Here is a 17,038-nt window from a genome sequence, read left to right as displayed (position 1 = left end):
TAAATGTTTGATATATTATTAATTAGTTTGTCTCAACTCTTCGCATTCAAAAAGAAATACTAATACTCTTTCTCTATTATTCTTTTCTTAGTTTAACAATTTTACTATTGAAAATTATTATATTAGAGGTTTTTGATGGTTATAAGATACAACTGTAGTTATATTCGTAGATAAGATCTATAAATTATATACTGATCATAATACACGTTAGAAAAACATATCAAGATAATGCCCGTCTATTCAGAAAAAGAGTAGAACTTAACTGTCAATCAGAATCAATATCATTTTTAACCTAATACTAAAAACATGTTGAATAGAAGAAAATTCCTGAAAACGTCCCTCGCTGTAGGTGCAACTGCAATAATTGGAGGAGAAGCACATTCTAAAACTCTAACATCGTTTGCAGAAGAAAAATTAATTGAAGATATTCCATTGCGTAAAGGAAAATCAGTAATGGGTCTTCGTTGTCAACCAATAAATAAAGTTAGAGTTGGAGTTGTTGGTTTGGGTAGAGGAGCCGGTGCAGTAGATGCTTTAGCACAAATAGAAGGAGCCGAAGTGGTTGCTTTATGCGATTTAAATCTGGATAGGGTAAATAATAGTCAGAATTTGTTAAAGAAACAAGGCCGAAAGGAGCCTGCTGTTTATACAAAAGAAGAAGACTGGAAAAAAATGTGTGAGCGAGATGATATTGATCTTATCTACAATGCAACCCCATGGAACTTACATGTGCCTATTGCTTTGTATGCAATGGATCATGGTAAGCATGTTGCTGTTGAAGTTCCCGCGGCTTTAACTATAAAGGATTGTTGGGCATTGGTAGACAAAGCGGAAGAAAAACAACTACATTGTATGATGCTGGAAAATTGTTGTTACGATTTTTTCGAGCTTGCTACCCTGAATATGGCACGACAAGGAGTTTTTGGTGAAATTATTCACGGAGAAGGTGCTTATATACACGATCTTCGTGAGTCTAAATTTAATGGCTATTATAAGAATTGGAGATTGGATTTTAGCAAGAATCATACTGGGAATCCTTATCCTACACATGGGCTAGGTCCGGTTGCAGAAGTTCTGGGGATCAATAGAGGAGATCGAATGGAATACTTATCATCGGTTTCTACCAATCAATTTGGATTGAAATTATGGGCTGAAGAGAATTTGAAAGATGATGCACGTATTACTCAATCTGAAGCATATAAACTCGGTGATATGAATACGACAATTATTCATACAGTGAATGGTAAAAGTATTATGATACAGCATGATACAACCTCACCTCGACCTTATTCGCGTATTCATCTGATACAAGGTACAAAAGGAATGGCTGTGAAATATCCTGAGGAAAAGATAGCTATACAGCCTAATGCTCATGGCTTTCAGAGTGAAACTGCACAGAAGGAACTACTTCAAAAATATGAGCATCCTCTAAGTAAATATATTGGAGAGCAGGCTCGTAAGGTTGGTGGACACGGTGGAATGGATTTTATCATGGTTTGGCGTTTGATATATTGTCTACGCAATGGTTATCCTCTTGATCAATCCGTTTACGATGCCGCTTCTTGGTCGAGCTTGGTAGAACTTACAGAACGATCTGTGTTGAACAAGAGTCAATCAGTTGCTATTCCTGATTTCACAAGAGGAGAGTGGGTTAAACACAAACCTATCCCTATTATTGATATGGATAAAGTGCTGCATGTATAGAAGTAAATAGACTTAATAACAACTCAGGCTCAAACTATTTTTTTAGTTTGAGCCTGAGTCTCTTTTATATGAAAAATTCTTTACTCGGTTATAGTAACTGCTATTCCATCTACCCAATGTTTATGTTCATTAGTATAATATACATAGGCTGAAGAAGCCATCCCTTTGTAAGTACCGGGTATTTCAGCTTTCAGGTCAAGGTTGATCTCTTTCTTCTCGTTAGGTTGCATATGGCTATAATAAATAACCAAATTATCATCTATGATTTCGTAATAATCGAAAATCAATTTATCCCTAAGCTCTTTCAATTGCCAAGGCTGTAAGCTCATACCGCCCGGAATTCCTATGATAGCAACATTCATCGGTATTCCTTCCGATTTTTTGTTTTCCAAAGTAATGGAAAGTCTAACCGTTTCATTTCTTTTTACTGTATTCGAGTTGAGTTTTGTAGTTAAATATACAGCACATTCTTTACTGCTCTCCGGACGGTCATACTCCCAATACAGATCGACAGTATATGGTAGCCCTTTTTCCATATTTTCATAATAGAGCTTGATCTGATTGTTTCCTTTCGGGTTGAACAAATCTGTAATGTCTAAACTCATTTCTTTTCCTTCTTCTACAGGTTTAGTTAAGTCAAGACTTGCTTTTTTTGTGTCGTTTACCTGAATCGCTAAAGAACCATTATCGAGAGCCTTAGAGCCTGATTCAGCATATTTAGTAATAGCCTGTAGACTCAATATTGTAGCCTGAGTATTATAAAATCCCCCATTAGAGCGTTTAGATGAAATATAATTGATACATGTATCTATTATAGGGAAATTGATAGGATCGTTGCTTTTCAGCATAGCTAATGCCCACAGAGCAACAGTCTCTTGTGTGGCAGAAGGTAGGGAACTTCTGGTAATAGTTGTTTCTATCTTCATTTTATCCCAGCCCTTTTTCATATTGTCTTTGAAGTACTCTATCAACTTGTTATGGTTCTTCATGTCCTTCATATTGAAAGCCGAATTAGCCATTAATGCCATCCGATACATATCTTTACTTTCATAAGCTTCGTCCAATGCTTTTGCATATTCTTTTGTGATATCGTCAGTTTCGCCGGTTTCGCTGAAGGCATAAGTGATATATGCATCGCTGATAGATTGAGGCGATCCTGCAAAACTATCCATTCCTCTCGTGTTGTTTAGGAAATGACCTGAACCATCTTTTCGGCTTTTGATGAAGTTTCGAGCGCGCTCAACCATTGCTTTGTCTACCTTGTCGTAGACTTTCTGCATTTCGTGGAATTGAAGAATGCCATAAGCCGTTAATCCCGTATGTGCCGGATCATTTCCAAACCATTCAAAACCTCCCGTACTCTTAATTTCGTAACTGGAGAGTTTTTGGTAACCTTTATCAAGATAGTCTAATGCTTTCTTTTTGATCTCGGGTTTGTCTTCTCCTGATGCCTCTAATGCTTGTAGAGCCATAATGTTAGGGAAATTAGACGACGATGTTTGTTCGAAACAACCATAAGGTTCTCTAAAAATACTTTCTAAACCAGAAAATAGTTCATCAATGGTATTTGTATAACATACCAGATTCGCATGGAATGAACCTTCAACCATTTGTCCCTTAAGACTAAAGTTGAAGACATCTTTTAGACTTCGTCCGGAGAAGCTCATCTTTCGAGGGAAATAGACTGTACGTATAGTTACACTTCTGGTAATTTCGTCCGATGTATTGCCTGTATTTGCCGAAATAGTATATTTATGCTCCCCTTTTTCCTTGGTAGGAGAGAAGCTAAGGAATATTGTCTCAGCAGATTTTGGAGCGACCTTTACCTCTATTTCTTGATTGCCTACAGCTATCAATTCTTGCGGTAAGGAAAGTTTAACTTTAGCTGTAACCTCTTCGGATGTATTATTATTGACCATTACAGGAAGCTTTACTACATCTCCAATAGAAGCGAATATAGGTGATTTTACGTCTAATGAAAAAGGCTTGGTCGTAGCTATATTATGATAATGGCTTCCGATTAGCCCAGTGGTATTAGAAAAACCTTCGGCTGTGATTCGGAATGAAGAAGATGTATCATTATTCGTAAAGCTCAGAGTGGCTCTACCTTCTTTATCGGTTGTAACATCTCCATTCCAATAGACAGTTGTAGCCAAGTTATCTTGATTATGATTTTTTTGTTCAAATGTTTGAGAAGCATAGAACTTACGTTTAGGAATGCTTACACCTGTATATTTAGGCTTTGGCGATTTGTAATTTGTAAAAACAGGATTTTTAGTTGTAATAAAAATGACACCATTACCTGTTTTAGAAACGAAAATGTCATCTATAGGAGTTTTAGTTATTGTTACTGATTCTATATCTTGTATATTGACATAATCATTAATATTGTATACACCGCTGATTGTTTCGCTCAATAATATTCCATTAAGGACTATCGTCGGCTGAGAATAGCCACTACCCAATGAAGATACTCCTTTGAGATACATTTTATTGCCTTGAGTGTTATTTAGGTTGCTAGGGTCGATGAGTAGACCAGGGATTTTTCCACTCAATGCATTTTTGATATTATTTACCTGAACCCGAATCTCATCCTGTCTGATGGATGTTACTGCACCTGTGATAGACTGCTTCTTTGTAGTAGCATATCCAGCCACAACAACTTCATCCAGAGATTTATTGTCATCCCAATCAGGAAAGTTGGGTATAATGATTTCCTCATTCTTAGCTAATTCCCCATCTTTTATGATAGGTGCAACTTCTTTCTTTTCCTCTTCTACTATATTATTTTCGGTTATCCGTTCTTTGGCTAAATTGAGTGGATAAAAATCTGCATTCTCAGCTATAATTTGAGGTTTACTTTCAAATAAATTGATTTTGTTAGGTCTTTTGGTAATGATATAAACATTACCGGACAGATCTATATTGTGAAAGGCGAATTGCCCTTCAGGAGTTGTTTTGGTTTCAGCTACTCTTCTTTTTGTCCCATTTTCTATTAGGTAGACAGTTGTTTGCTTTCGTTTGTTGTTTTTATCCAAAACATATCCATATACATCACCTATTTTTTCGGCAGTATGGTCAAGTGTAATTCTTTTGTTATCAATCACATCTTCCCATACAAAACCTCTCCAGCCATGCGTTAGCATGAGGTAGTCGATAGCTTCTTTAGCCTTTTCTTTAGTAGGATCGAAATAGAAATATGGTTCTTGGATATTTCCTTTCAGCTCCGAAGAAAAGAACATATAGCTGAGCATATTGTCTTGTTTGTCGTCGGCATAGGTGATGAGCTGTTCGTCTACAACAGAGATAGCCAATTTCGCGGATGTAGGTTTATTGTTTTTATCCAATGTGCGTACAGTCAGTTTTACTTCCTCCTTAGGATTGTAAAATTCCTTGTCAGTTTCTAGTTTGATTTTCAAACCATTTTCGGGATTCACAAAGACTAGACGTTCGCATTGTTCTTTCAGTTCGGCATCAAATAAAGTGAAAACGGCGACGCCAATAGGAAAACCGTCTGTTTTTACATCTATTTTGTTGTTCCCTTTTTTCAGATTTAATGTTTGACTGTAATATACCTTACCCTGAGTTTGTCCGATTAAGGTGACAGAAGATTGTACAGGACTATATATATTCCACGACAAGGATTGTGCAGAACGATTTGCTAACCCAAATACAAACCCGTTTTCTCTGACTTCGGGTAAAGGGAAAAGATTGTCTTTGCACTGAGGTTGAAGCACCTTCACAAAGTATTTCTTATTAGGTAGAGGGGTATATTTAAAAGCACCCATTCCCAAATGGAAGCTACTGAACGATCCATATTCGTTATTATCTTCATCTACAATAACTCCGCTAATGTCAGCTCCTTTTCCAAATTCATCTAAAGATTCGAAAGCGATTCTACTTTCTACATTCTGTACGGAATGTCCTCCCTCAGGGAAAAATTGTACTTTAATTTTATTCAGAACAATAGGAATTGAACGGGAAATAGATTCCTCAATTCCTTTTTCGGTAACAACCACCTGTAGTAATCCATCAGATGTGTCAAGGTCTGCTGGAAGCTTGAATTTTATTTTTACTTCACCATTCTCAACAGTGTTTTCGACAGTTTCTACAACTTTACCTTTCAGTCGGATAGTTGATTTTACAGAGCTTCCATTCGTTTTCTGATTTCGCAGATTGCTAACCGAAAGAGAAGCTACAACTTCATCATTAGGTCCATAGGCACGTTTCTCAAAGTCGAGTTTGAGAAGTAGGCGAGGGGTTATTACTTTCTGTATATTGATCTCTTTCTTAAATAAAGCTTTTTCTCCCCAATTTTGCATCCACTTGGTGTAGGCAGTTAAGGTATATAATCCTCCGGGTAGATCTTCCCTTATCATAAACTCACCATCGCACACTCCTTCTAAAATGTTATGTTCATGTTTGTCTACAAGATTCCCTTTTGGGTCTCTCAATTCGATATAAGCAACATCACTTATCGAAGAAGCTGTATGGTCACCACTGTTTATCAGAAATATTTTGTACCAGACGTTTTCTGTCTGTTTGTAGAAGGTCTTGTCTGTTTGTACATATAGTTTTTCTTGCGGATAAAGCAAGTTATACTGATTTAGTCGTTTTATCAACTGCTCGATAATAGGATTGTCAAAGGCTAGTAATGAAAATGGAATAGCCAACAACAGGAGTATATATATAGTCTTTTTCATTTTCTTAAAATTTTAGAGTTACCGATAAACTGTATCTTTTGATACTTGGGGAGTTGAATAAATCCAATCCCTTTCCTGTACTGTATCCAAATAGGGTTGAGGAAGGATCAACACCTTTGTAGGAAGATAAGAATAACAGATTCTCGGCATGAATTGCTATTGTGGCATCTTCGAAAAAACGGTTTTGATCTCTCTTAAAGAGTTGATAAGCCAAAGAGATATCAGACATACGCAAGTAAGAGGCATCTTGGATGTATTCTTCACCTACACCATCCGCTCCATAGCGAACCCAACGATTTTGGTCGATAGGGAGTGAGGCATTATAAAAATCAACACTCTTTGAGTTTCTGTTTCCATTGGCTAAAACTCCGTCGAAGATATGGCCTCTTATATTTCTTTGAGAAGCTGAATTTTCGGACATACCCAAGTAATCAAGATAAGCTTGTGTCCCATTCCATCGGTCGCCGCCGTTGCTGTATTCGAAATTGAATGTAAAAGAGAATCTTCTCCAACTAAGGTTGGCCGAAAGGTTCATTATATAGTTAGGAGTTGGATCACCAATCAACTTCATCGTAGGATCTTCAACAGGGAAGCCATCATTATCTATCAGTACCTGGCCGTCCTCATTTCTTTTGTACGTTGATCCATAAATAACACCAAGGGGTTCATCCTTAGCAAAGAAAGTTCCTATATTCGAAAAACCGGCTAACTGAACTTTGTCTTTCCCTTCATATACAGATTTTACCTTGTTGCGAGCCCTGTTGAAATTGAAATTAAATACTCCATAGAAGCGATTGTCACCCCATCCGGAAGTGAGATAATAGCTCAGATCTAAAAGAAATCCATAATTGTTGAGTCGTCCAATATTATCAAGCGAGAAGCCAGCTTCGGTATTTACCGGTGCAAACATATTATGAGTCGTATTATTATAGTAGTTTAGCTCTACATTGAATTTATTTCTGAGAAATCTGAACTCTAATCCAATATCAGTGTTTTGGTAAATTTCTGGTTTCATCTTGTGAGAGAGAGGAAGAATCTCTCTGTCTTCGTAAAATGTTTTCAAAGCGTTTGTCGAGTTCTGTAAAGTAGAAAGTGCAGCTCTGTTTCTAAAGACAAGTGGATTCTCTCCTAACGAGCGGCTTGTCGATCCTCTGATTCCTACATATTCTAAAAAGTCATCGTCAAATATATCATATAGAGCATCATTGATAAAATTAGGATTATATAAATTATATCTCACTGCGGCAGTAGGAAATAAGTTGGTATAATCCTTTGCTGTATTTGAAAAATAGTGTTTGTTATATACATCAAAGAAAAAATTATTTCGATTAAATTTCATTCCATAAGACACCTCATTGCTATTTCTTGATCGATCCATAATGATGGCGTCCATTCGGTCTACTTCATCCGAGAGATGATTGAAAGAGTACCCTCCTTGGAAGGTTATTTTTGTTCGATAATTTTCTATTTTATAGCTAGGCTGTACAGATAGTCTGAGATCGGAAATATTTTCTTTCCTTTTCAATGTTTGCATTGGGCTCGTGAATACTTTTCCGATAGTCATATTATCCCATTGATAATCGTAACTGGCTGAGGCGAGAGTCTTAAAGTTTTTATTTTTGTATTCTGTGTAAGCATATGCCTTGACAGTCCCATTCTTATCTTTATCGGGAAGCTGGCTTACCATATAGTACGGATTAACAACTTCTTCAGGAGCATATGAACGCATCGATCCGTCGGTGAGTTGCCATGAATTATTATTGTCGATAGCCTCCTTTCGGTTCAACCCATTGTTGTTGTCGAAAGTTGTAGGTGTCGTGAAAAGACTATGCATCAGGCGAGCATGGTTGGCTCCATTGTTCATAAAATGCTCTATTCCTATTTTTCCAAGTACTGCGACACTTGTAGTGAATTTCCCAGTCTTCATGTTCTCTATCTTTAAAGAACCATTATAATTCTCCTGATCTGAGTGAGGAATAGGACTGTTTATTCTACTCTGATTCAGCGTAAAGTGTAGAACTCCCTCCTTGAAAGATGTTCGCCTATAACTTAAACTATTATTGAATGATAAGGCCGTTCTGAAAAAGTTGGCAGGATCATAACTATTGGCTTTAAGCCCATTTCCTAGACCTTTACCTATCAGAGCTCCATTGTTATCGTAAGCATAACTTCCATCTGTATATTCGAGTGAGGATATTTGTGGTCCCCAACTGAATTGTTGATTTTTATCGGCTCCTTGCCATATTAATTCTCCATCTTGGCTTTGCCCTTGAGCGTACTCTGTTTGTAGTTTAGGTGTGCGTCCTATTGTCGATATAGAAAAGGATCCACTATATTCAAATTGCTGGGCAGTAGATTTCCTGTTTTTCTCCTCTTTGGGTTTGTATTCGTTGCCCGATTTCTTAAGTGATTTTACATCTTCAATATAACTAATAGATTTTTCATCGGATAAGGTCGGAGTCGTATTATTTAAATAGACAACACCAAGGGTATTCGTTCTACTGGCTAGTAAAGGTGAAATATATTGATCCATTTTGACCTGTAGCGGTTGGTCAAAAGTGTATTCTCTACGGATGATTTTATTTTGATATTGCTTTTTCGAGTCTTTAAATTGGAGTATCATATCCTTGCGGATGTCAATATCTACAAAAGAGAAGAAACCATATTTATCTGTAATTACAGTTCGTGTTTGGTTTTCTTCTACCAACTTCACTTCAATGCCTTTTATAGAATTACTCCGCGAATCTTCTACATAACCACTTATAATAGGGTCATATTCAACAGTAATAGTATCTTGCCCTGCAACGGGTATTTCAACATATTTTTTGTGATTAATAACTATATGGAAATCGGAAGAGACATCTTTAAATGTAAAATATCCTTGTCTGTCTGTATAGTCTAATCCACTGTACATTACTTTTTTTATAAAGATAGAAGCACAAGGATAGCCCTGTGGTGTAACTACACGTATAGTTTTGTCTTTTTTCTGTGCTTGTAATACTATTGTAGAGCAAAGAAAGATAAAAAGAATAATTTTTCTCATGATTTTATGGTTTATACCTAGCCAAATAATAGCTAATGGTAGTAGCTGATAAGTTTGTACCCTGTGTGTTTTATAAAGGAGAAACAAGTTGTTAATTTTACTTAACCAAAAGTAGCTAATTAAATATTAACATATCTTGATTTAAATCAAGATATGTTATTGAGAGTGTTAGTTGTTTATTGTTTAGGTGACTCTATCAATATTTTTTTAGGATTACTCGATTATTTTTGAATTGCTCGGTTTTGACTTATAAATTCTTTGGGTGATACTTTATATACTTTTGTAAATACTTTCGTAAAATATGAAGCAGAACTAAAGCCTACATTAAAAGCCACTTCGTTGATGCGCATATCTTCTTCGAGCAGGAGTTTGCAAGCTCTTTTCAGTCTGTAATCTCTGAGGTAATCTCCAGGTGTTACACCGCAGATACTTTTTAGTTTTCGTTGCAAATTAGACCGGCTCATGCCTAATGTATCAACTAATGATTCTACAGAAAACTCTTCATCAGAAATATGAAGTTCTATTTCAGCATTGAGCTTTTTGAAAAATTCTTCGTCCTTTTTGTTTGTAACAAGGCTGGTATATGTGGCCGATGGTGTTCTGTTGAATGTTTCAAGTAAGTTTCGTCTGTTATCAAATAAACTCTTTATTTGAGCTTTCAAGTGCATAATAGAAAACGGTTTCTCTATAAATACGTCAGCGCCAGATTGTAATCCTTCTATTTTTGTACTGACTTCAGTTTTTGCCGATAATAGAACGATAGGGATATGGCTATAATTGACGTCAGATTTAACAGTCCTTGTAAAGCTAATGCCATCAATATCAGGCATCATTATGTCAGATATAATGAGATCATAGATACGGTCGCCTTTCAAAATAGAAAATGCTTCCTGAGCATTATAGGCTAGGCTTACATAGTATTCGTTTTTCAGTGAGCCTTGTAAGTAAGAGACTATTTCCGGATTATCATCAACGATGAGGATGGAATATATTTCCTCTCCCAGAGGTTGCTTGATATATGAAGGGGAATCCTCAGAATACTCGTTTTCTTGAATAGGATCGGTCAGGTTGTTATTGTCTTTTATATCTGAGAGTGTAAAAGTAAAGATAGTCCCTTTAGGTTTCGCGTCAGATACGGTTATCGATCCGTTAAGAGCCTCGGTAAGATGTTTCACTAAGGATAGACCGATCCCTGTGCCAATATTGCGATCTTCTTTCCTGACTTGATAAAATGGATCGAAAACTAAATTTTTATGCTCATCAGATATTCCCGGACCATTGTCTTCTATACTAATCGAATACTGCCCATTATTTTTTTCTTCCAATGATAATATAATTGTATCTTTTGCATACTTCATTGCATTGGTGAGCAAGTTTCCTACAATCTTGGTCAGAGCGTCAATATCAGAATAAATCTCGATGATTTTAGCTTCAGGGTTGTTTAGTTTCAACTCAATTCCCTTTTTCTGTGCTGTCTTATTAAAACGGAAAAACATTTCCTGAATGAATCTTTGTAAATCAATTTTTTCAGGATTAACAGTATATGTAAGAGAATCCATCTTTCTGAAATCCAGCAGCTGGTTAACCAGCGTATTCAGACGGTCACAGTTTTTCTCTATAATGGATAGGTTTTGTTTGGTAGTTTCTTTTCCATCATCAGAACTGATAATTTCCTCCAGAGGGGCATTTATCAGACTCAGAGGAGTTCGTATCTCGTGTGCTATTGTAGTGAAAAAATCTATTTTAGATTTAAAAGCCAATGTCTCTTGCTCCGTTCTGTAAGCATCCAGAATTTTCTTCTGTTTTTCAATATTCTTTTTCAGGTAATATTGTATAGTTATATAAACCAGTAATACTGTGATTAGCAGGTAAAGGAGTTTTGCCGTAGTGGTTAACCAAAATGGAGGAAGTATTTTTATGATTAAAGACGCTCCTTCTTCATTCCAAACATCATCGTTGTTAGAAGCTTTGACTTGAAATATATATTCTCCCGGAGGTAGATCTACATAGGTAACTGTTTTGTTGTTGTCTACGTAGTTCCACTCTTCGTCAACATCTTTCAGTTTGTAGGCATATTGATTTTTAGATTCAGAAACGTAGCTTAGACTAATATATGAAATAGAAAAAGACGCTTTGTTGTAGGGAATTTCTATCTGACCTTTTTTTATAAGGTCTGCATGCAATTTGCTATTTATATCCTTATCTTTTTTATCAAGTAATTGTATTTGAGTGATTTCTACAGGGGGTACTTTTAAGTTCTCCTTCTCAAAAAGATTTTTTGGATAAAAACTGTTAAACCCATTTACTCCACCAAAATAAAGCTTGCCGTTTTGAGTTTTATAGCTAGCTTTGAAATTGAACTGATTGCTCTGCAATCCGTCATCTTTATTGTATAGTTTGATGTTTTTGAAATCACTGCTTATACAGACTATCCCTTTATTGCAACTTGCCCACAGATTTCCATACGAGTCATCCAGAATACCATAGACAACATTGTTAGGCAATCCATCTTTCTCTGAAAAATTTATGAACGTATCGCTTCTATAATCATAGATGAAAAAGCCTCGTCCTTCGCTGGATAATAATATACGATTCTGGCTGTCGATGTAAATGTCAGTCAGTTTGCTATTTACGATAGGGTCATCCGATGCACAAACGTAATCATATGAAATCCATTTGTCAGCCTTGACATTAAACTTCTTTACTCCGCTGCCATATGTAGCAACCCATAGATTACCATAGCTATCTTCTTCCAGATCATAAATAAAACCATTCGCCTCACTTATCCGCTCAAAGCTTCTATCTAACCGATTGTATTTATTTAATCCTACGGGTGTGCCTGCATAAATATCTCCCGATTTTGTTTTGTACAGAGAGAATATACAATCATCATCTATTGTTGTTTCATCATTGATCCGGCTGCGCATATTCGTTATTCTGCCAGTCTTGGTATTGTATATATCTATTCCTCTCGAAAATGTTCCTATCCATAGGTCATCTCCATCTAAAAGCAAGGCATGTGTATTATGATATGAAGTTTTTACAGGCTGAGTTATTCTTTTTGTTTTCGTATCCATGTAGTTAATACCCCCATCCTCTGTCGCAATCCATAGATTTCCTGATTCATCTTCGCAAAACTGGCTCACAGCTTTGCCTGATAATGAATATGGGGTGGAGGATGGATGAAACAATTCAATATTTGAAGGGAAGGGAGTAAGATAATTGATGCCACCAAAATATGTGCCAATCCATATGCCTCCTTCTCTATCTTTAGTTATGCAATATACATTCTGGTCACTCAGGCTATAACTCAAGTTAGGCTTGTTTAGGCGTTGAATATCAAAAGTTTTAGTGTTGAATATATATAATCCATCATCAGAGCCGATAAATATATTTTCGTCAGAATAGTGAAAAAGACTGCGTATATGTGTAATATAAAAAGAACCTGACTTGTTATTGAAGAATTCTTTATACGTATTACTCTGTTTATTATACATTCGCAAACCAGCTCCCCATGTCCCAAGCCACATCATCCCATTGTCATCCTCATAAATTGATAAAACTTCGTGTTCGGACGAACTTTGAGTACTAAACATGCCTTCGATAGCTTCGAGCTGTTCTGTATTGTTATTATATCTCAGTAACCCAACTCTGTTGCCAACCCATATGACTCCCGATTTGTCTTCGTATATAGTCCATGTCGCATTTTGCTCTAGTCTCAGTCCTTTCGCATCTACCTTTCTTAGTTCGTTTTTTTTAGGGCTGAAGACAAAGACTCCTTGAAGCATAGTGCCAATCCATAAATTACCGTTTTTATCCTTCAATAAGGAGTTTACAGCTGAAGTAACTCTGTATCCATCTTTCGTTGCTGTACTGATCAGATTGAAGGCTTCATCTTCTATATTTAGGGAATATAAACCAGCATCTGTCCCTACATATATAGTTGTGCTATCTGTTTGGATCATGCTGCGTATGAAGTTATTCTGTAGAGTATTCCCTTTATGGATGTTACTATTTAAACCTCTGAAAGTTTTAAATGAGTTTCCGTCATACTTATTCAGCCCATCTTTGGTGCCAAACCATATAAAACCTTTTATATCTTGCATAATGCAATAAACGCTACTTTCCGAAAGACCGTTATCTACAGTTATTCTTTTGAAATGAAAATTATATGTATCCTTGGCTGATAAAACAAGGGGAATACACAATATAATGAATGTGGTGAAGATTAAAGTTGTTGTTTTTCTCATACCATAAAAATATAAGATATCATTGGTAAAATTTCACCAATACGTAAAAATAATCATAAAAAATGGTCAAAGAATAGTCAAAATTAGTCATGTGAGGTTATTAACCTAAATTTACTATATTTTTACTCAAAAGAGCATCTTTGGGTATAGAATAGGAGTCTATATTTGATTTACACTAAAATAAACCATGAAATACAAATCATTAAAGTTATAATGTATGAAATAGAATCACTGTGTTTTGTCTAGTACTAATTTTCGTAATTAAGAAAATTACATTTAAAATCTATTAGAATTTTAATATTAAATCTAAACCAATGCTAAAAAAAATCTTATCATTATTATTGATATTTTGTTCCATAACAGTTTATGGGCAGAATGTGAAATTGACAGGGAATGTTGCCGATGATAAAAATGAGATCCTAACAGGAGCCACTGTTGCTATAAAAGGTACAACTAGGGCTACAATGACAGATCTTGATGGTAATTATCAAATTGAAGTATCTCGCGGGGAAACAATATCGTTTTCTTTGATAGGGATGAAAACTCAAGAGCTTGTTTATCAAGGAGAACCAGTAATTAATATCAGACTGGAAACAGACGATAAATTGTTGGAAGAAGTTGTTGTTATCGGATACCAGACAATAAAAAAAGCTGATTTAACGGGAGCCGTATCTACTTTCAATCCTGAGGATATGAAAAATACAATCGTATCCGGAGGAGTAGGGGATGCTCTAGGTACACTTCCTGGGTTGATGGTGCGCACAGCAGGTAATCCGGGTAGTGAGGGTAAAGTTGTTATCCGTGGTATGGGTACGTTCGGAAACTCTGACCCATTATATGTTGTGGATGGTGTAGTGTCTGGAGCAAACAGAGACTTTAACTACAATGACATTGAAAGTATTCAAGTACTAAAAGATGCTTCTGCAGCAGCTATTTATGGTTCTCGTGCCGGTAATGGGGTGATCATTATTACCACAAAACAAGGGAAACAAGGTGAAATGAAGATCGATGTGTCTTCAAGAGTATCTGTGCAATGGTTACCAAAATATAACTTAACAGGGCGCGATCGTTGGATCGAATTAAATGATATGGCATTTATAAATGGGGGCAAAGCTCCAGCATATCACTTCGATGCAAATACAGATTGGCAAAAAGAAGTTTATAAAAACGGAATTCTGCATGATCATAACCTATCTCTATCGGGCGGAGGAGAAAAGAATAATTATTTTTTCTCAGCCAACTATCAAAGTAACTCTGGTACAACAATCGGTACTGATAGCAAACGTTATACACTTCGCAGCAACACTTCTGCATTTCGCGATTTTGGAGAACATGTACGCTTCCGCGTGGGAGAGAATATAACGATGAGTAACTATGCTGTTAATGAGTTGAATACAAACCCAGTTGTAGATGTATATCGCATGTTGCCTACTATCCCTATTTATGATGAAGAGCATGCCGAAACTGGAGGCTATGGTTATGGTGAAGGTTCGCGAGATGTTACATTTGGTGTAAACCCATTTGCGAGAGAAGATTTTGAAGATACTCGCAACAGCAATTTGCGCATACGAGGTAATGCTTTTACAGAGTTAGAGGCTATGAAGATGTTCAAATATCGCTTCAACTTTGGATTCGATTATAGTAACGATAAGCATAAATATTTGAGGAAAGTAGGTTCTTGGGCATACAATGAACCTCCGGTAACTTCAAGTTTAAATAAGAACCAAGCTCAATATGCGGCTTTCTCTTTCGATAATACATTAGAATTTAATAAGCAATTTGGAAAACATTCAACGAATGTTATTGTAGGGTCAAGCTATCAAACTACAAATTATGAACAAATATGGGGTACTAAAAGTGATGTGCTGACTAGTGGAAATGATTACTTTGATGAGTTGAATGCAGCATTGAATATAGCAGGTGTAGGTAGCTATAGAAATGAGTCTAAGTTATTCTCTCTGTTCGGACGTGTAAACTATAATTATGCCGAAAAATACCTGTTTAGTTTTACTATGCGTCGCGACGAAGCTTCTAAATTTCCTAAAAGTGACCGTGTAGGTTATTTCCCTTCAATATCGGCAGGTTGGCGTATTAGTGGCGAAGAAGGCTTTGATGTGTCATGGATTGATGACCTTAAGCTAAGAGTCAACTATGGAGTTCTTGGTACTTCAAATAACGATTATTATGATTACATAGCAGTTATAAACAATAAGCCACAAGCTATGTTCGGCGATAATCTAGAGGCAGGTATGACACAATCTGCTTTAACTAACACAAGCCTTAAATGGGAGGAAATGAGTCAACTTAATGCAGGGTTTGATGCTACTATATTGAATAATAGACTGACATTAGCTGCTGATTATTTTATCAAAGAGTCAAAAGATGTATTGACCAGAATGCCTCTTTCTTTATACCTAGGGCATTGGGGTAACGATCCATGGGTAAACGCAGCTACCCTGAAAAATACAGGTTTTGAAGTTTCTGCAACATGGAGAGATAAAATCAATGTAGATATGGACTATAGCGTAGGTGTTAACTTCTCTTATCTGAAGAATAAACTAACATCTATGGGATATACTAGCTTTGCTGAGGGAGAAACTCCTCACTTCTCTCAATGGAATACTAAATCTTTTGAAAGAGGTTCTATCGGTCAATGGTATTTAATCAAAACAGATGGTATTTTCCGTACACAAGCAGAACTTGATGCTTATAAAACAAGCAGTGGAGACCCTATCAAGATACAAGGAAATGATCTTCCTCAATTAGGAGATGTGCGTTATATTGATGCTAACGACGACGGACAGATTACAGATGCAGACCGCCAATACTGTGGCGAGAACATGCCAAAATATGAATTGGGAATGAATCTTGGTTTCCGTTACAAAGATTTTGACTTACAAATGGTGCTTGGTGGAGCTTTCGGGCACAAGATATTTAACGGACCTCGTAGTGCCATAGATATGTTTAGCGATAACTCTAACTACAGAGACAACTACGACCCATGGTCATTAGAGAATCCTAATGCAAAAGATCCTCGTCCTATCTATGGTGATAGTCGTAATGTTAGAGGAAATCAGGACAGATGGTTAGAGAACGGAAGTTATTTGAAATTTAAACAAATTGCTCTTGGTTACAATATCCCTAAATCTGTTTTAGGACAATATATTAGCAATTTGCGTCTATACGTAAATGCTCAAAACCTTCTGACTATAACATCGTACACAGGATTAGACCCTGAATTCCTGAATGGAAGTATGTGGGAAAGAAGTTATGACGGAGGAGCATTCCCTAATCCAAGGGCAGTTACATTTGGTGCTCAAATTACATTCTAACTATTA

Annotated in this window: 5 protein-coding genes; 2 read left to right on the top strand and 3 right to left on the bottom strand. The window is 36.3% G+C overall.

Going from position 1 to position 17,038, the window contains the following annotated elements:
* Nucleotides 1-306: 306 nt before the first annotated feature.
* A complete protein-coding gene (locus tag DHU68_RS12785; protein ID WP_108823391.1) occupies nucleotides 307-1,704 on the top strand; it encodes a Gfo/Idh/MocA family oxidoreductase in 1,398 nt (465 codons plus the stop codon).
* An 80-nt stretch (nucleotides 1,705-1,784) separates the two neighbouring features.
* On the opposite strand, the gene DHU68_RS12780 is transcribed toward DHU68_RS12785, so the two are convergent.
* From DHU68_RS12780 to DHU68_RS12770, 3 genes are all read right to left on the bottom strand, one after another.
* Nucleotides 1,785-6,407 (bottom strand): alpha-2-macroglobulin family protein, encoded by a 4,623-nt coding sequence (locus tag DHU68_RS12780; RefSeq protein WP_108823390.1) that lies wholly within the window; start codon nucleotides 6,405-6,407, stop codon nucleotides 1,785-1,787.
* A gap of 4 nt (nucleotides 6,408-6,411) precedes the next feature.
* The gene (locus tag DHU68_RS12775; protein ID WP_108823389.1) at nucleotides 6,412-9,450 is read right to left on the bottom strand and encodes a TonB-dependent receptor; all 3,039 of its coding nucleotides are present in this window, start codon (nucleotides 9,448-9,450) and stop codon (nucleotides 6,412-6,414) included.
* A gap of 221 nt (nucleotides 9,451-9,671) precedes the next feature.
* A complete protein-coding gene (locus tag DHU68_RS12770; RefSeq protein ID WP_108823388.1) occupies nucleotides 9,672-13,700 on the bottom strand; it encodes a two-component regulator propeller domain-containing protein in 4,029 nt (1,342 codons plus the stop codon).
* A 314-nt stretch (nucleotides 13,701-14,014) separates the two neighbouring features.
* Between DHU68_RS12770 and DHU68_RS12765 the strand changes: the two genes are divergently transcribed.
* Entirely contained in the window at nucleotides 14,015-17,032 is a 3,018-nt protein-coding gene (locus DHU68_RS12765) for a TonB-dependent receptor (protein WP_108823387.1), read from the top strand.
* Nucleotides 17,033-17,038 lie beyond the last annotated feature (6 nt).

Origin of the sequence: Dysgonomonas sp. Marseille-P4361 (genome assembly GCF_900343125.1) — a bacterium.
In the GTDB taxonomy this organism is placed as follows: domain Bacteria; phylum Bacteroidota; class Bacteroidia; order Bacteroidales; family Dysgonomonadaceae; genus Dysgonomonas.
The sequence above is the reverse complement of the archived record's forward strand: the minus strand, read 5'-3'. Positions and strand labels throughout refer to the sequence as shown.

Excerpts from the sequence above, each read along its gene's own strand:
- DHU68_RS12785 (WP_108823391.1), top strand. The coding sequence starts at position 307 with ATGTTGAATAGAAGAAAATTCCTGAAAACGTCCCTCGCTGTAGGTGCA.
- DHU68_RS12780 (WP_108823390.1), bottom strand. The coding sequence starts at position 6,407 with ATGAAAAAGACTATATATATACTCCTGTTGTTGGCTATTCCATTTTCA.
- DHU68_RS12775 (WP_108823389.1), bottom strand. The coding sequence starts at position 9,450 with ATGAGAAAAATTATTCTTTTTATCTTTCTTTGCTCTACAATAGTATTA.
- DHU68_RS12770 (WP_108823388.1), bottom strand. The coding sequence starts at position 13,700 with ATGAGAAAAACAACAACTTTAATCTTCACCACATTCATTATATTGTGT.
- DHU68_RS12765 (WP_108823387.1), top strand. The coding sequence starts at position 14,015 with ATGCTAAAAAAAATCTTATCATTATTATTGATATTTTGTTCCATAACA.